The sequence below is a fragment of the Mesorhizobium sp. CO1-1-7 genome, assembly GCF_020164885.1.
Lineage (GTDB): Bacteria > Pseudomonadota > Alphaproteobacteria > Rhizobiales > Rhizobiaceae > Mesorhizobium > Mesorhizobium australicum.
The window spans coordinates 1-20,084 of record NZ_JAIUHA010000004.1 but is presented as its reverse complement, the minus strand read 5'-3'; the positions used below and the strand labels follow the sequence as shown (position 1 = coordinate 20,084).

Below are 20,084 nucleotides of genomic sequence, written 5' to 3'. Positions count from 1 at the left end.
CGTCCTGCATCACCCCATATCTGGGCAACCGACGGACAGTATTTCAAGCTTTGTTTGCGGTTTTACGACGACGCGCTTTGCCTTGACGCAATTCCGGATGCAAAACCGCGAACATTTTTCCCGGATTGCTTCAGCGCGGCGAGAGCGGCTTTTTCACCGTCTTCAGCAATGCGCGCTGGATGATCTCGTTGCCGGCGACGACCGTGCCGGTGTCCAGCATGTCCTGTCCGCCATCCATGTCGGAGGCGAAGCCGCCCGCTTCGCGGATCAAGAGCAGGCCGGCGGCCATGTCCCAGGCCGACAGGCCCACTTCCCAGAAGCCGTCCATGCGGCCGGCGGCGACATAGGCAAGATCGAGCGAGGCGGAGCCCATGCGGCGGACGCCGGAGACCTCGGCCATGACGTTGCGCAGTTCGACCAGGAAATTGCCATGATGGCCGCGGCCGAGATGCGGCACGCCGCAGCCGATCACCGTGTCGACAAGCTTGGTGCGGCCGGCAACGCGCAGGCGGCGATCATTCATGAAGGCGCCGCCGCCGCGCTCGGTGGTGTAGAGCTCGTCCATGGCGGGATTGTAGACGACGCCCGCCACGATCTGGCCCTGGCGCTCCAGTGCGATCGAGACGGCGAAAAGCGGGATGCCGTGCAGGAAATTGGTGGTGCCGTCGAGCGGGTCGACGATCCAGCGGTGCTGGCTGTCATCGCCGGCGACGGCGCCGCGCTCTTCCATCAGGAAGCCGTAGCCAGGACGTGCCTTCGACAGTTCGGCGAAAACGATGTCCTCGGCCTTGCGGTCGGCCTGGCTGACATAGTCGCCGGGGCCCTTCATCGAGACTTGCAGGTTCTGGACCTCGCCGAAGTCGCGCGACAGCGAGCGGCCGGCCTTCATTGCGGCCTGGACCATGACGTTGAGGAGGGCTGAGCGTGCCATAGTGCTTCTTCCTGGTGCGGCGCTTTAAATTCTGTCTCGATGCATGCCGGCGACCCAAACCGGGGCCGCTTCCGGGCGACATGCATGCATCAGTCGGCGCGGCGCACGTAAGTGATTTCGTTGGTGTCGACGATGATGCGTTCGCCGGCTCCGATGAAGGGCGGCACCAGCACGCGAATGCCATTTTCCAGCACCGCCGGCTTGTAGGAGGATGCCGCCGTCTGGCCCCTCACCACGGGATCCGCCTCGGTGATGGTCAGCGTCACGTAATCGGGCAGCGAAATGCCGATCGGCCGCTCCTCGTAGAGCTGAACCGTCACCATCATGCCGTCCTGCAGGAACGCGGCGCGGTCGCCGACGAAATCCTTGTTCAGTTCGAGCTGCTCATAGCTTTGGGTGTCCATGAACACCAGCGCGTCGTCCTGCTCGTAGAGGAAGGAGAAGTCCTTCAGGTCTAGCCGGATCTGCTCGACCGTCTCGGCCGAACGGAAGCGCTCGTTGAGCTTGGTGCCGTTGATGAGGTTCTTCAGCTCAACCTGGTTGTAGGCGCCGCCCTTGCCGGGCTTGACGGTGTTGGTCCTGACCGCCACCCAGAGGCCGCCATCGTGTTCGATGACGTAGCCGGGGCGGATTTCGTTGCCATTGATCTTGGCCATGATGATGGGATCCGGGATGCTGCCAACGGCCGGGCCATTGGTATGGGATGTTCGCCGTGACAGGCGATTTAAGGCTCCAAGACCACAAATCGCCCGGAGAGGCAAGGGAGGGCGGGTTGCGGCTGAGCAACGGGGGCGGGCACCGGCGGGTTCCGCCTACCGCCATCAGGGCAGACGGTTGGCCTTCTGCAGGGCCTGCTTGGTCTGGTCGTCGCTCAACCCTTGCAGGAAATCGTCCATCTGCTGATCGATCAGGCCGGCGCGGCGGGCGACGATGTACCAGGCGCCGGCGAGCACGAGGTCGGGATCGGTGCCGATGCCTTGCATATAGAGTTTTGCCAGCCGGTTCTGCGCCGCGACATTGCCGCCTTCGGCGGCTTGCTTCGTCCAGCCGAAGGCCGATTTCAGGTCGCGCACGCCGCCGCGGCCCTCGATCATCCAGGCGGCGAGATCGATCTGCGCGGTGTCGTAGTTCTGACGGGCGGCCTGCGCCAGCAGCCGCCGTGCCTGTGCATCGTCGCGCGGCTTGCCGCCGACGCCGTTGGCATAGATCTGCGACATGGCGTACTGCGCGTCGGCGAGACCGGTCGCGGCGGCGCGCTCATAGTAGGAAACCGCCTTGGCCAGGCCGGCGTTCCCGGGATCCTGCTGGACCAGCATCTGCGCGAAATTGAACTGCGCCAGCTGGTTGCCGGCCTCGGCGGCGGCCTGCATCAGGGCATAGGCTTCCTTCGCGTCCTTCTTGACGTAGCGGCCGTCGAGCAGCATCAACGCATATTGGAACTGCGATTCCGGCACACCCTGCTCGGCGGCAAGCGCGTACCATTTCGCGGCCTCGGCCGCGTTCAACGGCACGCCCAACCCGCGCGACAGGATCTCGGCCACCAGCGTCTGCGCCGCCGGATCGCCATTCTGCGCGCGGACCAGCGCCAGATTATAGGCGGTCTTGTAAAGACCACGCTGGAAGGCACCATAGGCAGCGTCCGCCGGCTTGGCGCCAAAGCGGTCGGGATTGACGCTGTCGGCCGATGGCAACGGCGCGGGTTCGGATGTGGTGGCGGGCTGCGGCAGCTGCTTTTCGATCGGCTTGTCGGTGTGCACGCCGGTTTCAGGCTTGGGCTGCGGCAAGGGAACGGTTTCGGCGGCGGCGGCCTGGATCATCACCGCCGCGAGCAGGGCCTGAAGGGAAAGCCTTGCCAGGAACACGTCAGTCCTCGAGGCGCGGCGCTGTTTCGTCGAGCAGCGCATTGGCCCGGGCGATCGCCACCTTCGGATCGATGCCGTCGGCGAACACGGCGCTCGACAGCGCGACGAATTCGGCGCCGGTGGCGGCCACGGTTTCGACAGAGGCAAGATCGGAACCGGCCTCGACGATGCAGGGGATCTGGATCATCTGCGCCCACCATTGCCCCAATGACAGGTTGCGCGGATGCGGCTCGGGCTTGTTGTCGTAGCCGAACCGGCCGAAGAAAATGTAGTCGGGCCGGGCTTCGCCGAGTTCGAGCGCGTCGTCACGCGTCTTGGCGCCGCCGGCGCCGACCGTCATTTTCGCCTGGAAATGTTCGATCGTCTCGGCGAGTTCGGCCTTGGAGACCTCGACATGGATGCCGTCGGCCTGGACGCGGCCCGCGATGCGGGTGTCGCCAGCGATAATGACGGCCACTCCGGCGGCCTGCGCGGCCGGCACGATACGCTCGGCGAAGGCCTGGAAGGAGGCCTCGTCCATGCCGTTCTCGGGCAGGATCAGCGAGGCGACATCGCCGCCGTCGAATGCGGCCGTGATCCGATCCGCCGGTACGCCGGACGGCGCAATCAGCACGATGCGGCAGCGGTTGGGGGGCGTTGCGTCATTCATGGTTCTTCGATCCCGGGTTTCGCCTATGCCGGGCGAAGATGGTTGGATTGCGGCATAGAGCAAACTGCCCGCTTTGAACAGGCGGGCAGCCGGGATCGCGATTTTTGATCCGCCGGACAGCCGGCGCGTCGCCTTACTTGATCGGCTCGGGGCTCGCGGCGGCCGGTCTCGGTTTCCACAATGTCCAGCCGAGGTTCATGCCGGCGGCCGCGATCAGGATGGCGGCGGCGCCGGCGACCTGACTGAGGTGCAGCCGGTGGCCGAAGGCGGTGACATCGACCAGGATGGCAACGACCGGATAAATGAAGGACAGCGACCCCTGCAGATGCGTCGGCAGCTTCTGGATGGCGCCGTACATAAGGATGTACATCAGGCCGGTGTGGACGATGCCGAGCGTTGCCAGCATGGCCCAGCTCCATGGATCGCCGGGGAGATGCGCGAGATTGGCGAAGGGCGCGAGCATGACGACGCCGACGCAGACCTGAATCAGCGCGATCAGATGCGGTGGCGTGCCCTTGAGCTTCTTGGTGACGATTGCCGCGACGGCCCAGAAAAAGGCGGCGGCCAGGGCCATCAGGATCCCGGCGAAATAGTTCGTGCCGACATCAGCGGCATCGGGAGCAGCGGCGACGATCAGCAGCATGCCGGCGAAGGCGATTGCCAGCCATGTCAGCTTGGTCAATGTCAGCCGCTCGGCGAACAAGAGCGCGCCGAAGCCGACCAGCATGAAAGGCTGCGTGTTGTAGACGGCAGTGGCGATCGAGATCGACGCGCGGGAGAAGGCGCTGAACAAAAGCAGCCAGTTGATGACGATCGCCGCACCCCCAAGCGCCGCAAGGCCGATGACGCGCAACGACAGCCTGTTGCGCAGCAAACCAAGCGAAGCGCAGATGAAGAGCAGCGTCAGCGCGCCGAACGCGCAGCGCCAGAACACGACATCCATGATCGGCTGACCGGACATGATGACGAACCAGCCGATCGTTCCCAGGATCGCCATTGCGGCCGACATTTCGACCGTGCCTCGTACCGTATCGTTCATAATAAGCCTCTGAACCCGTTGAGGCGGCATAATCTCATGTGAGGTCTGAGCTATCCATCTTCTAGAAAAGGCGATATGATGATATTGCCTAATTAAATTAGGCATCCACTCGAAATCTGCGAGAAATAGAAAATGCTGGATGATTTGGACCGAAATCTGCTTGAAATCCTGGTCAGGGATGCGCGAACCTCGCTGAAGGATCTGGCGGCCCAGGTCGGGCTATCGTCGCCGAGCGTTTCGGAGCGGCTGCGGCGCCTCGAGGAGCGCGGCGTCATCCGGGCGTTCACCGTCGAGATCGATCCGCTGGCACTCGGCTATACGCTGCAGGCGATCGTGCGGATCAAGCCTCTGCCGGGCAAGCTGCACATCGTTCAGAAATTGATCGAGGAGATTGAGGCGTTTGGCGAATGCGACAAGGTGACCGGCGACGACTGCTTCGTCGCCCGGCTGTTCGTGCGCTCGATCGGCGACCTCGACGGCATTCTCGATCGCATCGCCGACAAGGCCGAGACCAGCACCGCCATTATCAAGGCACAGCCGATCCGGCGGCGACCGCCGCCACTGGGGTTGCCGGCGGCCTCGTAGGCTTGACACTCATGGCAGTGGTGGAAAGGCGCGGCCAGTCCACCAAATGTCAGTCTTCCGCCGGATGACCGTCCGAGGAGCCAAAAAAGATGGCGCAGAACATTTACGATCAACCCGATTTCTTCGCGGGCTACAGCCAGCTTGGCCGCTCCGTCGAAGGCCTGGATGGTGCCGCCGAGTGGCCGGCGTTGCGCGCGATGCTGCCCGATGTCGGTGGCCTGAGGGTCGTCGACCTCGGCTGCGGCTTTGGCTGGTTCTGCCGCTGGGCACATGAAAATGGAGCGAGGGAAGTCCTTGGGCTGGACCTGTCGGAGAAGATGCTGGCCCGTGCGAGAGCGGCCGGCTCGGACACCGGCATCACCTACGAGAGAGCCGACCTCGACCAGCTCAGCCTGCCGCAAGGCGGCTTCGACCTCGCCTACAGTTCGCTCGCCTTGCATTACGTCGAAGACATTGAGCGCCTGTTCGGGGCCGTGCACGAAGCCCTGTCGCCCGGCGGCGATTTCGTCTTCTCGACCGAGCATCCGATCTACATGGCGCCGACCAATCCGGGCTGGTCGATCGATGGGGAGGGGAAAAGGACCTGGCCTGTCGACCAGTATCTGGTGGAAGGGCCGCGCAAGACCAACTGGCTGGCCAAGGGGGTGGTGAAACATCACCGCACCATCGGGACCACGCTCAACACCCTGATCCGCACGGGTTTCACGATCGAGCATGTCGAGGAATTCCGTCCGACGGACGCGCAGATCGCGGCCAGACCGGACCTGGCGGAAGAACTCGAGCGGCCGATGTTCCTGCTGGTTTCGGCGTGCCGATAGAATAGGGGCATGGCGAGGCGCGCGGGTTGCTTTTGCTGTCGCTCGACTCAAGATTGTGGGCTATTCAGGCGTCGACGCGCTTTCCCTCCAGATCAGTTCCTCCTCATGTCAGGCCTGCTTCTCGATCCGTGGTTCTACGCGGCCGCCATTCCGGCGGTCATCCTGGTCGGCCTGTCCAAGGGCGGCTTCGGCGGCGCGGTTGGTTTCGTCGGCGTACCGCTGATGGCGCTGACCATGCCGCCGGTTCAAGCGGCCGCCATCCTGCTGCCCATCCTGTGCCTGATGGACATCGTCTCGGTGTGGACATGGTGGGGCGTGTACGACCGCAAGATGCTGGTCGACATGATGCCGGGCGCCATCGTGGGCATCGGGCTTGGCTGGCTGACGGCGGCACTGGTCACCGAGGAAGCGGTGCGGCTCATCGTCGGCGCCGTTGCCATCATCTTCGTGCTGCGCTGGCTTTACCTGCAATTTCGTCATGGTTCCGACCATGCGGCCGCACCTAATCGCGTGGCCGCGGCCATATGGGGCACGGTCGCGGGCTTCACCAGCTTCGTCGCCCATGTCGGCGGCCCGCCCTTCCAGGTCTATGCCTTGCCGATCCGGCTCGACCCCAAGGTGCTGTCGGGTACGGCAGCGATCTTCTTCGCCGCCACCAACGCGCTGAAACTCGTCCCCTATTTCGCGCTCGGCCAGTTCGACACCGCCAATCTGACGGCGTCCGCCGTGCTGATGCCGCTGGCGCCACTGTCGACCATCGCCGGTGCCTGGCTGGTGCGGCGGATGCGGCCAGAAATTTTTTATCCCTTCACCTATGCGACCGTGGCGGTCGTGGCGGTGAAGCTTCTGTGGGACGGGATCGCCGGCATCATGTAGCGCTCCAGCCGCGTCAGGCGGCGCTGGGCACCATGCGCCTTGGCCGGCTGAGCGCCATTGTGGCACCGGCGGCAAGGACCACCACCATGCCGGCGAGAATCCCGACGTCGTGCAGGGTAGGCTTCAGAACCATGTCGGTGATGATGATGAGCATGACCGCATAGTCGAAGCGCGCCGCCCGCAGGATGCGCTGTCCATAGCCAAGTGCCGCAGGCGTCACGCCATCCCTGGCGATCATCGCGCCCATGCGGTCGGCGGTCGGCTTGAAGACGAACATGCCGATGCAGAAGGTCGTGGCGTAGCCGGCAAGCCCGATCAGGACCCAGAGATCGGAGAAGCCGACCCAGAACGAGCACATGATCAGTCCGAAGACCAATGTCAGCATCGACATCGGAGCGAAGAAGCGGTTGCCCAGTTCGCCAGTGGCGCGCATCGCCTGCAGCGTTCCCTGGATGTTGCCGGCGCGATCCGCCAGCGTCGCCAGCACCATCAGCGTGAAGCCGCCGCCGACCCAAAGCATCGCCGAAAGGATGTGCAGCAATTTGATGATGGAATACCAATCCATGGCTTTCTCCCCGATGTCCAATGGTTGCTGGCGAGGCCGCGCCATTGCCCGCCCGCCGCTTCGATGCCGCAGCGTTTAGCGCCGCGGCTGTTTCAGGACGATGTCGTGGAAAAACCGGCTGTGTTTCAGGCTGCCGGCTAACGAAAGGAGAAACTAATATGATGAACCCACCGCCCGGTTTTCTGCTATCGTCGGCAGCGTCGGGGAGCGACATCGTCCGGAAACACTGCCGATGCTAGTGCCGACGCCGGAAGTCCGGCGGCGACAGCGCTCGCCTGACGATCAACCCATTCCCAGCTTGGGAAAAGGCAATTCGGGGGACTAATATGCAAGGGGTAGCACGGAATTTCTTCACGCTGGCGATCATCTACGCGTTGTGCGGCATGGCGCTCGGCATTCACATGGCGATCAGCGAAGACCACGGCCAGATGCCGACCCACGCCCACACGATGGTGGCCGGTTGGCTGATGTCGGCGGTTTTCGCGTTCTTTTACCACCTGTTTCCGGCTGCCGGGCAAAAGACGCTGGCCCTTGTCCATTTCTGGCTGACGGCAATCAGCGGCATCGGGCTGATGATCGGCCTTTATATACTGCTTGCCGGAAATCCGGGGATCGAGCCGTTGCTGGGGATATCTTCGATCGGCTTCTACGCAGGCATGCTGCTGTTTGCCTTCATCGCCTTGCCGGTGGTGTGGAAAAAAAGCCTGAGTGAAGGCTGAAACCCAGCCGGTGCGGCTGTGTTGTTACGGCACAGGAGCACGGTGTTGGGTAAAAAAACATCAGAGCCGTTAAGGGTTCATTAAGCTTTACAGGCGTTTACTATGTCCATCCAGTGATCTGGATTCTTACCGAGTGGTTGGAGCCACTTTGTTTGACGCCTCCCTGTTAAACTCCTGAGAGCCGCCTTATCCGCGGCTCTTTTTTTGTCCGCACCCAGGCGGCATTCCGCACGGCCGAACGCCGTTAACCTTCTGTTAAACATGTGCTTGCCTTCACCCCGGACGAAGCGCATTTTCAAGCTTCAGTTTTATAGGGTCACGGGTGTATCGGCAGAGAGCCGAATCGGCCGGTCGCAAGTGCAGGGGCGTATCAATGAACGAGCCTTCGAAGGGCATTGCGAAAACCGTCAAGCTGGCGGAACGCCGGGTGTTTTCGCACTCCTTCAAACCGCTTTACCAGGAAGGCATGGGCCTGGTCGAACAGGCGGCGGAGTATCTCGACGGCAAGGGCCGGGCAGAGGCCAAGAAACTGTCGCGGCTGGCGGCCACGCTCTACGCGGCCGAATCGATGCGGCTGACCACCAGGCTGATGCAGGTTGCCTCGTGGCTGCTTTTGCAGCGTGCGGCGAATTCCGGCGAGATGACGCGCGATCAGGTCGCTTCGGAAAAATCCAAGGTGCGTCTCGACACCGCTTCCGCCCATGACGAGGCGGCCGGCTGGGCCGAACTGCCGACCGATTTCCTCGATCTCGTCAACCGGTCGTTGCGCCTGCAGGCATTGGTGCGCCGCATGGACGAAGAGATCTATGGCGCAGGCGCCGTGGTCGACATGCAGCCCGTGGCCCGCCGGCCCAATCCGGTGTCGGACCAGATCAGCCTGCTCAACACGGCGTTCGCCCGCAACTGAGAAACGTCGAGGCCTCCCGGTTGGCTGAACGTTTCCGGTTTGTTCACTTTTCGCTGGCATCGCTGTCCGCCGGAGGTACACTCACGGCATGGGGGACGCGATTCGCATCATCGGGATCGATCCGGGGCTCAGGCGCACCGGCTGGGGCATCGTCGAGAGCCTCGGCAATTCCTTGCGCTTTGTTGCTGCGGGCACCGTCCGCTCGGAGGACAAGGCGGCGCTGGCGACGCGGCTCTGCCAGCTGCATGACGGGCTCGCCGACATCCTGCACCGGGCCATGCCGCATGAAGCCGCGGTCGAACAGACCTTCGTCAACAAGGATGCCGTTGCGACGCTGAAGCTCGGCCAGGCGCGCGGCATCGCCATGCTGGTGCCGGCGCGCGCCGGCCTCGTCGTCGCCGAATATGCGCCGAACGCGGTGAAGAAAGCGGTGATCGGCGTCGGTCACGGCGACAAGAAGCAGATCCACATGATGGTGAAGGTGCTGTTGCCGAAAGCGATCTTCGACACCGAACATGCCGCCGACGCTCTGGCCATCGCGATTTGTCACGTGCATCACCGGCAAAGTGCCGCTTACCGGATGGCGCTTGCCGAATAGCAATGTTCTTGACTTGTTCACGCTGCGCGCGTAGTAATACCCTAGAGGTATTACCATGCGCGTGACCACCAAGGGCCAAGTCACAATCCCCAAGCCGATAAGGGACCATCTGGGCATCGGACCGGGCTCCGAGGTTGAGTTCGTGGCCACCGAGGAAGGGGCTCGGCTCGTTGCCGTCAATGAAAACCTGTCCGATGAAGAAGTCGCGCGCAGGTTCAGGAATATTCTCCACGGCATGGCGGGCACACTGGATCTGGGAGGCATGACCGCCGACGCTTACATGGAGTGGTTGAGAGGCCCGCGTGAAGATCTCGACGTTGATTGACACCAATGTCCTCATCGACGTTTGGGGGCCAACCGGGCCGCTGACGGAATGGTCAGCGTCTGCAATCGTTTCATGCCGTAGCGACGGCGCATTGGTCGTCAATACAATCGTCTGGTCTGAGCTCGCGCCGCTGATCCCGACGGAGACGGCGCTTCGAAGAGCCGTCGACATGCTCGAAATGGATCGCCAACTTGTACCTTGGGACGCGGCATTCCTTGCGGGCGTCACGCATTCCCGCTATCGCCGGGCCGGCGGCGTTCGGGAACGCATCTTGCCTGATTTCTTTATTGGTGCTCATGCGGCTGTTGCCGGACATCGTCTTTTGACCCGCGACGCCGCGCGCTATCGCAGTTATTTCCCCGATCTCGATATCATCTCTCCGGAAACGCACCCATGAGGGGCTTATCTCCCATGAAAGATCTGGCATGATCGGCAAGCTCAAGGGTACGCTCGACGAGGTCGACGAAGACCATTGTCTCGTCGATATCCACGGCGTCGGCTACGTCGCGTACTGCTCGACCCGCACGCTTGCCGCGCTGCCTTCGCCTGGCGAAGCGGTGGTGCTGTTCATCGAGACCTATGTGCGAGAGGACATGATCCGGCTCTATGGTTTCCAGTCGCAGCTCGAGCGCGAATGGTTTCGGCTGCTGATGAACAATGTGCCGGGTGTCGGCGCCAAGGTGGCGCTGGCCATCCTGTCGACGCTGGCGCCGGCTGACCTTGCCAATGCCATTGCACTGCGCGACATCGCCATGGTTTCCCGCGCGCCCGGCGTCGGCAAGAAGGTGGCCGAGCGCATCGTCACCGAATTGAAGGCCAAGGCGCCGGCCTATGCGGGCACCGCCACCGGCACCATTGGGCTCAAGCAGGAACTCGGCGAAGGCGTAGCGCCGGCGCCGATCACCGACGCCGTCTCGGCGCTGGTCAATCTCGGCTATTCCCGCGACACCGCCGCCAATGCGGTGTCAGCAGCGCTGAAGACGGCGGGCCAGGGCGCCGATGCGTCCAAACTGATCCGTTTTGGGTTGAAGGAACTGGCACGGTGAGCCATCGCTTGTCCGGGGCGCTGCCCTGTGCAAGGAAGGTCCCATGAGCCTTTCCCCCCGCCTCATTGCACCGGAAAAGCGCGGCGAGGATGCCGAGCAGACCCTGCGGCCGCAAACGCTTGACGATTTCGTCGGCCAAGCGGCGGTGCGGGCCAATCTCAAGGTCTTCATAGAGGCCGCCAAGGGCCGCAAGGAAGCGCTCGACCATGTGCTGTTCGTCGGACCGCCGGGGCTGGGCAAGACGACGCTGGCGCAGATCATGGCGCGCGAACTCGGTGTCAATTTCCGCTCGACCTCCGGGCCGGTCATCGCCAAGGCTGGCGATCTCGCGGCATTGCTTACCAATCTCGAAGAAGGCGACGTGCTGTTCATCGACGAGATCCACAGGCTCAACCCGGCGGTGGAGGAAATCCTTTATCCGGCGATGGAGGATTTCCAGCTCGACCTGATCATCGGCGAGGGTCCGGCGGCGCGTTCGGTGAAGATCGACCTAGCGCACTTCACGCTGGTCGCCGCCACCACGCGGCTCGGCCTGCTCACCAATCCGCTGCGCGACCGCTTCGGCATCCCGGTGCGGCTCAACTTCTACACCGTCGAGGAGTTGGAGCAGATCGTGCGGCGCGGCGCGCGCATCCTGCAGATGCCACTCGGCGACGACGGTGCGCTGGAAGTCGCGCGGCGCGCGCGCGGCACGCCACGCATTGCCGGACGGCTGCTGCGGCGCGTGCGCGATTTCGCCTCGGTGGCCGGCGACGGCCATGTCGACCGCCTGATCGCCGACGAGGCCTTGACCCGGCTCGAAGTCGACGCGCTTGGCCTCGACGCCCTCGACCGCCGCTATCTCAGCATGATCGCCCGTAATTTCGGCGGCGGTCCGGTCGGCATCGAGACCATCGCCGCCGGCCTGTCCGAGCCGCGCGATGCCATCGAGGACATCATCGAGCCCTATCTGATCCAGCAGGGGTTCATCCAGCGAACACCACGCGGACGCATGCTGACCGCCAATGCCTGGCGCCATCTCGGCCTCGATGCGCCGAAGGATTTGGCGCAGCAGCAGATCAATCTGTTCCAGGAAGAATAGCCACGCAAGCGATCAGGCGCGGGTTTCGCGGACTAGCGATCAAGCATCAGTGAACGGGCCTGCGCAAATTCTCCTCATCTTCGCCGGCTTACCGGCGTATTGCTGGATTGTATCGGGTTCGCTGCATCCATGCATGTCCTCCTCCCGACCGAGATCGCTTTTGGGCGACATGTAGCAGCGCATGCCGAAATGAGGTGCCGGAGCCACTTGATGATAACCAGACGCGGGTTCCTGCGCTTTATCGGCGGGTCGTTCCTGTCGGTCGCCTCCTTCAGCGCCTACGCCGTCGGTATCGAGCCGATGCTGCTGACGCATGTGAAGCGCTATGCGCTGACGCCACCGCATTGGCCGGCCGGATTGAAGCTGCGCGTCGTCGCGCTCGCCGACATCCATGCTTGCCGGCCGTGGATGACGCCGGAGCGGATCGCTTCGCTTGCCGAAGAGGCGAATGCCTTGCAGCCGGACCTGATCGTGCTGCTCGGCGACTACATAGCCGGCATGCGCCTGGTGTCGCAAAGGGTGACGCCGCCGGAATGGGCTGGCGCCCTGTCGGGCCTCAAGGCGCCGCTCGGCGTGCTGTCGATCCTCGGCAATCACGACTGGTGGGCCGACGGCTTCGCGCAGCGGGCCGAAGTCGGCCCGACGATCGCGCGCAAGGCTCTGGAGAAAGCCGGCATCCCGGTGCTGGAGAACGACGCCGTGCGTCTGGAAAAGGACGGACATGGCGTCTGGATCGCGGGCCTCGCCGATCAGTTGGCGCTGTTGCCGAAAAAGAAGCACGAGCCTCCCAGGGGATTGGACGATCTCGACGGCACGCTGGCCAAAATCAGCGACGCCGCGCCCGTCATCCTGCTGGCGCACGAACCGGACATTTTTCCAAAAGTGCCGTGGCGTGTGTCGCTGACGCTATCGGGACACACCCATGGCGGGCAGGTGCGGCTGTTCGGCTATTCGCCGATCGTGCCATCCCAGTTCGGCAATCGCTACGCCTATGGCCATATCGTCGAGAACGACCGCAACCTCATCGTCTCGGGCGGGCTTGGCTTCAGCAATTTGCCGATCCGTTTCGGAATGCGCCCGGAAATCCTGCAGATAGACCTCGGCTGACCGGCGCGTCATGGCAGGCTTCGGGTCATGGCAGGCTTCGGATTGTGTCCAGCACGTCAGGCTCGGCCTTGTCGCCATTGAACGCGTCGACGATACCGAAAGCCCCGCCATAGCTCCACACCGACCATGAGAAGCCATGTGCTTCGGCCCGAGCGATCATGTCCCTGACATAGGCGGCCCGATACTCGGCCGGCATCACATAGGCATTGCCATACTCCTGGCGGATCATGCCGAACTCGCCCAGCGTGATGTCTTCCGGCTTGATGCCGTTGGCCCTCGCCCAAGCCTCGACAGCCTTGAACGGCGCATCCATCAGGCCAAGCAGCTTGTCGGCGCTGTCCATGCTGGCGACCTGCTCGTCGAGATAGGCAAGCAGGCCATGCTGCCGTGTCCACGGCGCCTCGGCCTTGATCCGGGCGCGGATGGTGTCCAGCGTCACATCAAGCTGCGCCTTCGGCACCGCGGTCAAAGGATAGGGCAGGCCGGTCACATAGGGAATGAAGTCGCCGGCCCAGGTCGCGCCCTGATGGGTGAGCAGGAACGGGTCATAGGAGTGGAAGGTCCAGATGACGTTGTCGTCGGGGATCGTCTTGGGGTCGATCTTTTCCAGAGACGAAACAGCGGAATAGCAAGCTCCGGTCAGGATCAGCGTCAGTTTCGTCGCCGAGGCGCGCGCCGCCGCGAACAGCTTGCGCTGGCGGTCGGGCCACAGGCTGGTGCCGTCGCTGTCGCAATCGACGATCGGCTCGTTCATGGGTTCGAAAGCGACCTTCTCGGGATCTTCGGCGGCCAGCGTGCGCGCCATGCCGCGAACCACCTCGACATAGCGGTCGAAGGTCGCGGGGTCGTCCATCACTTCGCCCATGCCGATCTTGCGGCCGCCGCCGGCCGGGATCAGGTGCATGTCGACGATGACCTTCAGTCCGGCGCGATTGATCATGCGCGCCGAGTCCAGCACGCTGGCATAGAGTTGGTCACGAAGGTCCGTTGTCTTGTCCGAGAGAAAAGGCGACGGATCGACCGGCATGCGCAGGAAATCGAAGCCGGCATCCTTCAGCGCCTTGAGGTCCTCCTCGTTGAGGAATTTGCGCCATTCCGGGTAGGGCAGGATGGCCTTGGCATCACCCCACTGGTCCTCGCCGGGCCAGGTGACCCACTGGTCGAGATTGAGACCGCGCTTCATGGAGAAGGTCGCCGCCTCACCCGAGAGTGTAGAAGCGGCCAGCGCCAGCACGACCGCCATCAAGGTCTTGATCATCGTCGTCAACAGTGCCATCGGGTTCATGCGCCAAAAAATACCTGCCGCGTCGGCATCCAAAAGGGAAGCGCAATGGGCGATCATGGTGAATCCGCGGCATTGCTGGCAGGGCTTTCCGGTGCGCTGACCGCGTTCGGCCACCGGCTGATGGCGCGGGTCTATTATGCCGATACCGATTTCTCGGGTGTCGTCTATCACGCGCGCTATCTGGAATTCCTCGAGCGCGGCCGCTCCGACTATCTCAGGCTCACCGGCGTGCATCACACCGAACTCGCCGACGGCAAGCACGGCGAGAAGATCGTGTGGGTGGTGCGCCGCATGGAGATCGACTTCCGCATCCCCGCCCGTATCGATGACATCCTGACCGTCGACACCCGCACCGAGACCATTTCCGGCGCGCGTATCTTCATGGCGCAGCAGCTCAAGCGCGGCGAAGAGGTGCTGGTCGAGGCCAAGGTCGAGGCGGCGATCATCGGCGAGAACGGCCGGCCGAGGCGTTTTCCCAGGGAATGGGTGGCGGCGTTCATGCCCAAGGTCGTTCCCCAGGACTGATTGGACGGATCGCGTGCCGACTTCGCCAGCGCCGCCGCTGGGGCGCGGCAATGCGCCGCGCCTTACGGACTAACCCATCCTTAACCATAACGGTTCATGAAGAGATTGGTGAAGATTGGCGTTATCGAGCGCCTTCCTTTCACCAATATTTGCCCCGAAAAGGCCGCTAACGGCACGGTTTGGGGTGTCCGGTAGCTTCGTGCGAACCGACCACAAGGGATGCCATGGGCCAGCCGCCAGCTTCGCCCGGAAAATCTTAAGGACGTAACGATGGAAAATATCGCACTCGCCGAACCGGGCGCGCAATTGTCGATTTGGGCCTTGTTCATGCAGGCCAGCTGGGTGGTCAAGCTGGTCATGATCGGGCTGCTCTGCGCCTCGGTGTGGACATGGGCGATCATCGTCGACAAGCTGGTTGCCTATGGCCGCATGCGCCTGGCGCTGAACCGCTTCGAGCAGGTTTTCTGGTCCGGGCAGTCGCTGGAGGAACTCTACCGCACCCTTGCCGACCGCAAGACGACAGGCATGGGCGCCATCTTCGTCGCCGCCATGCGCGAATGGAAGAAGAGTTTCGAGAAAGGCGCCAAGTCGCCGCTCGGCCTGCAGACCCGCATCGACAAGGCCATGGACCTGGCGCTGACCCGTGAGATGGAAAAGCTGGAGGGCCGCCTCGGCTTTCTCGCCACCACCGGCTCGGCGGCACCTTTCATCGGCCTGTTCGGCACCGTCATCGGCATCATGACCTCGTTCCAGGCCATCGCCGGCTCAAAGAACACCAGTCTCGCGGTGGTCGCGCCCGGCATCGCCGAGGCGCTGCTGGCGACGGCCATCGGCCTGCTCGCCGCCATTCCGGCGGTCATCGCCTATAACAAGCTGTCATCGGATGCGAGCAAGATCGCCGTGCGGATGGAGGGGTTCTCCGACGAGTTCTCCGCCATACTCTCGCGCCAAATCGATGAAAAAGTCGCGCCGAAGGCCTGAGGGACGATCATGGGAATGTCTGTAGGCGCAGGTGGTGGACGTGGCGGCAGGGGTCATCGACGGCGCGGCCGTCACCATGCATTGATGTCGGAGATCAATGTTACGCCGATGGTCGACGTGATGCTGGTGCTGCTGATCATCTTCATGGTCGCCGCACCGATGCTGACGGTCGGCGTGCCGATCGACCTGCCCGACACGCAGGCCAAGGCGATGAATGCCGACACCCAGCCGATCACCGTGTCGATCGATGCGACCGGCAAGATCTTCCTGCAGGAAACCGAGATTCCGATCGAGGAGCTGGTGGCCAAGCTGCAGGCGATCTCGAAGACCGGCTATGAAGAGCGCATCTTCATCCGAGGCGACAGGTCGACCGACTACGGCACGGCGATGAAGGTGATGGCCCGCATTTCGGCCGCTGGCTACAAGAACATCGGCTTGGTTTCACTGCAGGAACAGGATCAATAGACACACGATGAGGACCGGCCTCACCACATCGGTGATCTTGCATACGGCGGTGCTGGCCTTCGGCCTGTTCACGCTGTCGGCGCCGGCCGCGCTTCCGTCCGCCGATGTCGAGTCCGTTGCGGTCGATATCGTGCCGATGGAAGCCATTGCGCAGACCCTGCAGGGCGACAAGAAGGCCGTGATGCATGAAAAGCCGGCGCCGTTGCCGACGCAGCGTCCCGATATCGTGCCGAATGCACAGAAGGTCGGCGAAAACAGCGTCGACACCGACAAGCCGATAACGCCTGAAGCCAAGCCGAAACCCGTCGACACGACCTCGGCTCCGGCGCCCGCGCCGACCCCGAAGGAAATCCCGAAGACCGAGGACGTGCCGAAGCCGCAGGAAAAGCCCAAGCCCATTCCGGCGACGGAAGTGGCGCCAGCGCCGACGCCCAAGGAAGAGGTCAAGCCTGAGCCGGTCAAGCAGACCGAGCCGAAGCCCACTCCGGCAAAGCCCGCGCCGACACCGCCGCCGCAGGACAAGACCGCCGCCATCGATCCGACGCCCGAGGTCAAGCCCGACGCCGTCGCCGAGGCAATAGCCAAGGACCCGCCCACCGAGGAGGCGCAGTTGCCGAATTCGGCGCCCGCGCCGGAGGCCCGGCCGAAGCCGCAGCCGGCACAGGCCGAAAGCGCCAAGGCGCCTGAACGCAAGGATGCCGACAAGCCAGTCAAGGAAGCCTCGTCCAAGCCAAAGTCGGACGACAAGCAGTTCAACGCCAACGAGATTTCGGCGCTGCTCGACAAGCAGAAGCCGTCCGGCGGCGGCGCCAAGCGCTCGACGCAGCAAGCGTCGCTCGGCGGCGACAAGGATCAGGGCCAGAAGCTGTCGAAGTCGGAGCAGGGCGCCCTGGAAAGCCAGCTCGGCGGTTGCTGGACCTTGCCAGCCGGGCTTGAAGGTTCGGAGAATTTCGTCGTCGTCGTCCGTTTCAACCTGAACAACTCCGGCAAGCTCGACGGCCGTCCTTCCGTTGAAACGTCGAGCGGCAACAGGCAGTTCGACGAGAGCGCGGTGCGCGCGGTTCAGAAATGCGACATGGCCGGCCTGCAGGTTCCCGCCGGCAAGCAGGACATCTGGAACGACATCCGGGTCACATTCGACCCAAGGGAGATGCTCGGCCTCTAGGCCCTGATATCCGAAGATCAGTATGAGAAGCGAGAAGACATGAAATCAATCCTCAAGCCGCTCCTGACGATTGCAGCCATGGCGCTGGGCATGACGGCCATCGTTCCGATGCCTGCCTGGGCGCTGGTCGAACTCAACGTCAACAAGGGCAATGTCGAGCCGTTGCCGATCGCCATCACCGATTTCCAGGGCGGCGACGCACTTGGCGCGCAGATTTCCCAGATCGTCACCGCCGACTTGAAGCGCTCCGGCCTGTTCGCGCCGATCGACAAGAGCGCCTTCATCGAGAAGATCGCCAATCCGGACGCAACCCCCCGCTTCGACGACTGGAAGGTGATCAATGCGCAGGCTCTGGTCACCGGCAGCGTCAGCAAGGAAGCAGACGGCCGCATCCGCGCCCAGTACCGGCTGTGGGACACATTCGCGGGGCAGCAGATGGCCGGTGAGCAGTTCTTCGCCAACGACGCCAATCAGCGCCGCGTCGCCCATATCATCGCCGACGCCATCTATGAGCGGCTGACCGGCGAGAAGGGCTATTTCGACACGCGTGTCGTGTTCATCGACGAGTCCGGCGCCAAGAACGCGCGCAAGAAGCGCCTCGCCATCATGGACCAGGACGGCGCCAACGTCCGCTACCTTTCGGACGGCAGGTCGATCGTGCTGACGCCGCGCTTCTCGCCGAACCGGCAGGAAATCACCTACATGTCCTATGAGAGCGGCCAGCCCAGGGTCTATCTCCTGCAGATCGAGACCGGGCAGCGTGAACTGGTAGGCAATTTTCCAGGCATGACCTTTGCACCGCGCTTCTCGCCCGACGGCCAGAAGGTGATCATGAGCCTGCTGCGCGACGACGGCAATTCCAACATCTTCGCCATGGACCTGCGCAGCCGTTCGACGACGCGGCTGACCAACTCGACCGCCATCGACACCTCGCCTTCCTACTCGCCCGACGGCAGCAAGGTGGTGTTCACCTCCGACCGTGGCGGTCGCGCGCAGATCTACGTCATGGGCGCCGACGGATCGGGCCAGACCCGCATCTCGTTCGGCGACGGCGTCTATTCGACGCCGGTGTGGTCGCCGCGCGGCGACCTCATCGCCTTCACCAAGCAGAGCGGCGGCGAATTCCAGATCGGCGTCATGAAGACCGACGGCTCGGGCGAGCGCATCCTGTCGTCCGGCTTCCAGCAGGAAGGCCCGACCTGGGCGCCGAATGGCCGCGTGCTGATGTTCTTCCGCGACGCCAATGGCGGCCCGAAACTGGTTTCCGTCGATCTCACCGGCCGCAACGAGCAGCCGATCCCGACGACGAATTTTGCTTCGGATCCGGCCTGGTCACCGCTGCTGGAATAGAACGGGAATTGGCGAATTGAAGAATTGAAGAGATGGAGAAAGTAGAGGGCTATGTTAAGCGAGCAAAGGATCTAGAGGTCTACAAGCGCGCTTACGTGGTCTCTCTGGCGGTTCACAAGGCCACCCTCGCTTTTCCCAAGATAGAGCAATACGCGCTGGCCGATCAGCTGCGGCGTTCCAGCAAAGGGATTTGCGCCAATCTGGCCGAGGGATTTGCCAAACAGAGCCACTCCAAAGCCGAATTTGCCCGGTTCATTTCGATGGCCATAGGATCGTGCAGTGAAGTGGAGACGTGGATTTCATACGCGTTCGATCTCGAATACATCTCGCAGGCGCAACGGGACGAGTGGCTACAATCGTATGGCCAGGTGTACGGAATGCTGGTGAACCTCAGAGTGAAGCTAGGGTGAACATCCTTCTTCAATTCTTCAGTTCTCCAACTCTTCAATTCCCCCTTACATTCCCCTTTTCCATGCCTTCGTCGCGTTTTGGCCGCATTTCCGCCTAGGGTCCGCGCCAACTGTGGCCTATGACAAAACAGCTGCGGACGGGCAGCCTAAACCAAATTTTAACCGTGTTTCTTGAATGCCGGTTAACCCAAACGTGGTTACTGGGTGATCAACGAAATCACTCGAACATGATCACTCGAATACGAAGGAGAGGCGGCATGGGCCGTATCGCAGCACTGACCAGAAACCCGGCCATGATCGCGCTGGTGGCGATGCTCGCCATCACCGGTTGCGCTTCGAAGAAGACCCCGAACAGCGCCGCTGACCTTGGCCTCAATGGCGCGGGTGCCGCAACACCCGGCTCGGCACAGGACTTCACCGTCAACATCGGCGACCGTATCTTCTTCGATACGGACTCGACCTCGATCCGTGCCGACGCACAGACGACGCTGTCGCGCCAGGCACAGTGGCTGAACCAGTACAAGCAGTATGCCATCGTCGTCGAAGGCCATGCCGACGAACGCGGCACGCGCGAATACAATCTGGCGCTCGGTGCCCGCCGTGCCGCCGCCACGCGCGACTTCCTGGTTTCCAAGGGCGTTTCGGCGAGCCGTCTCAAGACGATTTCCTACGGCAAGGAACGTCCGGTCGCCGTATGCGACGACATCTCCTGCTGGTCGCAGAATCGCCGCGCCGTCACCACGCTCAGCGGCGCTGGTTCCTGAGGCGTCGCGCGCCGAAAGGCGCGCACCGGCC

General features: G+C 63.1%; 25 protein-coding genes. 18 read left to right on the top strand and 7 right to left on the bottom strand.

From position 1 onward, the window contains the following. Nucleotides 1-130: 130 nt before the first annotated feature. The 5 genes from LB516_RS09335 to LB516_RS09315 form a co-directional block, all read right to left on the bottom strand. The gene (locus LB516_RS09335; RefSeq protein WP_140874755.1) at nt 131-931 is read right to left on the bottom strand and encodes an inositol monophosphatase family protein; all 801 of its coding nucleotides are present in this window, start codon (nt 929-931) and stop codon (nt 131-133) included. Between the two features lie 89 nt (nt 932-1,020). Further along, nucleotides 1,021-1,587 (bottom strand): elongation factor P, encoded by a 567-nt coding sequence (gene efp / locus LB516_RS09330; protein ID WP_015315249.1) that lies wholly within the window; start codon nt 1,585-1,587, stop codon nt 1,021-1,023. Between the two features lie 165 nt (nt 1,588-1,752). After that, nucleotides 1,753-2,748, bottom strand: a complete 996-nt coding sequence (locus LB516_RS09325) for a tetratricopeptide repeat protein (protein WP_263492493.1) — start codon at nt 2,746-2,748, stop codon at nt 1,753-1,755. Nucleotides 2,749-2,794: 46 nt separating this feature from the next. Next, nucleotides 2,795-3,442 (bottom strand): thiamine phosphate synthase, encoded by a 648-nt coding sequence (locus LB516_RS09320; protein WP_224682899.1) that lies wholly within the window; start codon nt 3,440-3,442, stop codon nt 2,795-2,797. 133 nt (nt 3,443-3,575) lie between these two features. Beyond that, the gene (locus tag LB516_RS09315; RefSeq protein WP_224682900.1) at nt 3,576-4,481 is read right to left on the bottom strand and encodes a DMT family transporter; all 906 of its coding nucleotides are present in this window, start codon (nt 4,479-4,481) and stop codon (nt 3,576-3,578) included. A 132-nt stretch (nt 4,482-4,613) separates the two neighbouring features. Between LB516_RS09315 and LB516_RS09310 the strand changes: the two genes are divergently transcribed. The 3 genes from LB516_RS09310 to LB516_RS09300 all read left to right on the top strand — a co-directional run bounded on the left by LB516_RS09310 (nt 4,614) and on the right by LB516_RS09300 (nt 6,760). Then, nucleotides 4,614-5,066, top strand: a complete 453-nt coding sequence (locus LB516_RS09310) for an Lrp/AsnC family transcriptional regulator (protein ID WP_015315253.1) — start codon at nt 4,614-4,616, stop codon at nt 5,064-5,066. An 89-nt stretch (nt 5,067-5,155) separates the two neighbouring features. Then, complete coding sequence (locus LB516_RS09305; protein WP_224719387.1) at nt 5,156-5,884, top strand: class I SAM-dependent methyltransferase; 729 nt, start codon at nt 5,156-5,158, stop codon at nt 5,882-5,884. Nucleotides 5,885-5,989: 105 nt separating this feature from the next. Continuing rightward, nucleotides 5,990-6,760 carry a sulfite exporter TauE/SafE family protein gene (locus tag LB516_RS09300; protein WP_224719386.1) on the top strand — a complete coding sequence of 257 codons (771 nt, stop codon included), beginning with the start codon at nt 5,990-5,992 and terminating at the stop codon, nt 6,758-6,760. 13 nt (nt 6,761-6,773) lie between these two features. On the opposite strand, the gene LB516_RS09295 is transcribed toward LB516_RS09300, so the two are convergent. After that, nucleotides 6,774-7,325: a DUF2269 family protein gene (locus tag LB516_RS09295; protein WP_140616634.1), complete on the bottom strand. Its 552-nt coding sequence runs from the start codon at nt 7,323-7,325 to the stop codon at nt 6,774-6,776. A gap of 326 nt (nt 7,326-7,651) precedes the next feature. On the opposite strand from LB516_RS09295, the gene LB516_RS09290 reads away from it, so the two are divergent. The 8 genes from LB516_RS09290 to LB516_RS09255 all read left to right on the top strand — a co-directional run bounded on the left by LB516_RS09290 (nt 7,652) and on the right by LB516_RS09255 (nt 13,108). Then, nucleotides 7,652-8,044, top strand: a complete 393-nt coding sequence (locus LB516_RS09290; protein ID WP_015315257.1) for a hypothetical protein — start codon at nt 7,652-7,654, stop codon at nt 8,042-8,044. Nucleotides 8,045-8,417: 373 nt separating this feature from the next. Beyond that, nucleotides 8,418-8,951 (top strand): DUF1465 family protein, encoded by a 534-nt coding sequence (locus LB516_RS09285; RefSeq protein WP_015315258.1) that lies wholly within the window; start codon nt 8,418-8,420, stop codon nt 8,949-8,951. Between the two features lie 88 nt (nt 8,952-9,039). Beyond that, nucleotides 9,040-9,549: a crossover junction endodeoxyribonuclease RuvC gene (gene ruvC / locus LB516_RS09280; protein WP_224682902.1), complete on the top strand. Its 510-nt coding sequence runs from the start codon at nt 9,040-9,042 to the stop codon at nt 9,547-9,549. Nucleotides 9,550-9,604: 55 nt separating this feature from the next. After that, a complete protein-coding gene (locus LB516_RS09275; protein WP_015315260.1) occupies nt 9,605-9,874 on the top strand; it encodes an AbrB/MazE/SpoVT family DNA-binding domain-containing protein in 270 nt (89 codons plus the stop codon). Further along, complete coding sequence (locus tag LB516_RS09270; RefSeq protein WP_140719995.1) at nt 9,852-10,271, top strand: type II toxin-antitoxin system VapC family toxin; 420 nt, start codon at nt 9,852-9,854, stop codon at nt 10,269-10,271. Before LB516_RS09275 ends, LB516_RS09270 begins: the two co-directional genes overlap by 23 nt. Nucleotides 10,272-10,299: 28 nt before the next feature. Continuing rightward, on the top strand, nt 10,300-10,920 hold the full coding sequence (ruvA, locus tag LB516_RS09265) for a Holliday junction branch migration protein RuvA (protein WP_224719385.1): 621 nt from the start codon (nt 10,300-10,302) through the stop codon (nt 10,918-10,920). Between the two features lie 43 nt (nt 10,921-10,963). Beyond that, nucleotides 10,964-12,001 (top strand): Holliday junction branch migration DNA helicase RuvB, encoded by a 1,038-nt coding sequence (gene ruvB / locus LB516_RS09260; RefSeq protein WP_224719384.1) that lies wholly within the window; start codon nt 10,964-10,966, stop codon nt 11,999-12,001. A 210-nt stretch (nt 12,002-12,211) separates the two neighbouring features. Then, entirely contained in the window at nt 12,212-13,108 is an 897-nt protein-coding gene (locus tag LB516_RS09255; protein ID WP_224719383.1) for a metallophosphoesterase, read from the top strand. 25 nt (nt 13,109-13,133) lie between these two features. Here LB516_RS09255 and LB516_RS09250 read toward each other — a convergent pair whose 3' ends face one another. Continuing rightward, nucleotides 13,134-14,384 carry a glycoside hydrolase family 5 protein gene (locus tag LB516_RS09250; RefSeq protein ID WP_224719382.1) on the bottom strand — a complete coding sequence of 417 codons (1,251 nt, stop codon included), beginning with the start codon at nt 14,382-14,384 and terminating at the stop codon, nt 13,134-13,136. A gap of 54 nt (nt 14,385-14,438) precedes the next feature. On the opposite strand from LB516_RS09250, the gene ybgC reads away from it, so the two are divergent. The 7 genes from ybgC (at nt 14,439) to pal (ending at nt 20,053) form a co-directional block, all read left to right on the top strand. Next, on the top strand, nt 14,439-14,918 hold the full coding sequence (ybgC, locus tag LB516_RS09245) for a tol-pal system-associated acyl-CoA thioesterase (RefSeq protein WP_015315266.1): 480 nt from the start codon (nt 14,439-14,441) through the stop codon (nt 14,916-14,918). A gap of 270 nt (nt 14,919-15,188) precedes the next feature. Next, nucleotides 15,189-15,899: a protein TolQ gene (gene tolQ / locus LB516_RS09240; RefSeq protein WP_015315267.1), complete on the top strand. Its 711-nt coding sequence runs from the start codon at nt 15,189-15,191 to the stop codon at nt 15,897-15,899. A 9-nt stretch (nt 15,900-15,908) separates the two neighbouring features. Further along, entirely contained in the window at nt 15,909-16,364 is a 456-nt protein-coding gene (gene tolR, locus LB516_RS09235; protein WP_015315268.1) for a protein TolR, read from the top strand. A gap of 7 nt (nt 16,365-16,371) precedes the next feature. Beyond that, nucleotides 16,372-17,529, top strand: coding sequence for a TonB family protein (locus tag LB516_RS09230; protein ID WP_140822576.1), 1,158 nt, complete (start codon nt 16,372-16,374; stop codon nt 17,527-17,529). 78 nt (nt 17,530-17,607) lie between these two features. Then, nucleotides 17,608-18,879: a Tol-Pal system beta propeller repeat protein TolB gene (gene tolB, locus LB516_RS09225; RefSeq protein ID WP_224531044.1), complete on the top strand. Its 1,272-nt coding sequence runs from the start codon at nt 17,608-17,610 to the stop codon at nt 18,877-18,879. A gap of 32 nt (nt 18,880-18,911) precedes the next feature. After that, complete coding sequence (locus tag LB516_RS09220) at nt 18,912-19,289, top strand: four helix bundle protein (RefSeq protein ID WP_140712595.1); 378 nt, start codon at nt 18,912-18,914, stop codon at nt 19,287-19,289. A 257-nt stretch (nt 19,290-19,546) separates the two neighbouring features. Continuing rightward, a complete protein-coding gene (pal, locus tag LB516_RS09215; RefSeq protein WP_015315272.1) occupies nt 19,547-20,053 on the top strand; it encodes a peptidoglycan-associated lipoprotein Pal in 507 nt (168 codons plus the stop codon). The last annotated feature ends 31 nt before the right edge of the window (nt 20,054-20,084 follow it).

What these genes read in the sequence shown, in the direction of transcription:
- LB516_RS09335 (WP_140874755.1), bottom strand. Translation starts at nt 931, where the DNA reads ATGGCACGCTCAGCCCTCCTCAACGTCATGGTCCAGGCCGCAATGAAG.
- efp (WP_015315249.1), bottom strand. Translation starts at nt 1,587, where the DNA reads ATGGCCAAGATCAATGGCAACGAAATCCGCCCCGGCTACGTCATCGAA.
- LB516_RS09325 (WP_263492493.1), bottom strand. Translation starts at nt 2,748, where the DNA reads ATGATCCAGGCCGCCGCCGCCGAAACCGTTCCCTTGCCGCAGCCCAAG.
- LB516_RS09320 (WP_224682899.1), bottom strand. Translation starts at nt 3,442, where the DNA reads ATGAATGACGCAACGCCCCCCAACCGCTGCCGCATCGTGCTGATTGCG.
- LB516_RS09315 (WP_224682900.1), bottom strand. Translation starts at nt 4,481, where the DNA reads ATGAACGATACGGTACGAGGCACGGTCGAAATGTCGGCCGCAATGGCG.
- LB516_RS09310 (WP_015315253.1), top strand. Translation starts at nt 4,614, where the DNA reads ATGCTGGATGATTTGGACCGAAATCTGCTTGAAATCCTGGTCAGGGAT.
- LB516_RS09305 (WP_224719387.1), top strand. Translation starts at nt 5,156, where the DNA reads ATGGCGCAGAACATTTACGATCAACCCGATTTCTTCGCGGGCTACAGC.
- LB516_RS09300 (WP_224719386.1), top strand. Translation starts at nt 5,990, where the DNA reads ATGTCAGGCCTGCTTCTCGATCCGTGGTTCTACGCGGCCGCCATTCCG.
- LB516_RS09295 (WP_140616634.1), bottom strand. Translation starts at nt 7,325, where the DNA reads ATGGATTGGTATTCCATCATCAAATTGCTGCACATCCTTTCGGCGATG.
- LB516_RS09290 (WP_015315257.1), top strand. Translation starts at nt 7,652, where the DNA reads ATGCAAGGGGTAGCACGGAATTTCTTCACGCTGGCGATCATCTACGCG.
- LB516_RS09285 (WP_015315258.1), top strand. Translation starts at nt 8,418, where the DNA reads ATGAACGAGCCTTCGAAGGGCATTGCGAAAACCGTCAAGCTGGCGGAA.
- ruvC (WP_224682902.1), top strand. Translation starts at nt 9,040, where the DNA reads ATGGGGGACGCGATTCGCATCATCGGGATCGATCCGGGGCTCAGGCGC.
- LB516_RS09275 (WP_015315260.1), top strand. Translation starts at nt 9,605, where the DNA reads ATGCGCGTGACCACCAAGGGCCAAGTCACAATCCCCAAGCCGATAAGG.
- ruvA (WP_224719385.1), top strand. Translation starts at nt 10,300, where the DNA reads ATGATCGGCAAGCTCAAGGGTACGCTCGACGAGGTCGACGAAGACCAT.
- ruvB (WP_224719384.1), top strand. Translation starts at nt 10,964, where the DNA reads ATGAGCCTTTCCCCCCGCCTCATTGCACCGGAAAAGCGCGGCGAGGAT.
- LB516_RS09255 (WP_224719383.1), top strand. Translation starts at nt 12,212, where the DNA reads ATGATAACCAGACGCGGGTTCCTGCGCTTTATCGGCGGGTCGTTCCTG.
- LB516_RS09250 (WP_224719382.1), bottom strand. Translation starts at nt 14,384, where the DNA reads ATGGCACTGTTGACGACGATGATCAAGACCTTGATGGCGGTCGTGCTG.
- ybgC (WP_015315266.1), top strand. Translation starts at nt 14,439, where the DNA reads ATGGGCGATCATGGTGAATCCGCGGCATTGCTGGCAGGGCTTTCCGGT.
- tolQ (WP_015315267.1), top strand. Translation starts at nt 15,189, where the DNA reads ATGGAAAATATCGCACTCGCCGAACCGGGCGCGCAATTGTCGATTTGG.
- tolR (WP_015315268.1), top strand. Translation starts at nt 15,909, where the DNA reads ATGGGAATGTCTGTAGGCGCAGGTGGTGGACGTGGCGGCAGGGGTCAT.
- LB516_RS09230 (WP_140822576.1), top strand. Translation starts at nt 16,372, where the DNA reads ATGAGGACCGGCCTCACCACATCGGTGATCTTGCATACGGCGGTGCTG.
- tolB (WP_224531044.1), top strand. Translation starts at nt 17,608, where the DNA reads ATGGCGCTGGGCATGACGGCCATCGTTCCGATGCCTGCCTGGGCGCTG.
- LB516_RS09220 (WP_140712595.1), top strand. Translation starts at nt 18,912, where the DNA reads ATGGAGAAAGTAGAGGGCTATGTTAAGCGAGCAAAGGATCTAGAGGTC.
- pal (WP_015315272.1), top strand. Translation starts at nt 19,547, where the DNA reads ATGGGCCGTATCGCAGCACTGACCAGAAACCCGGCCATGATCGCGCTG.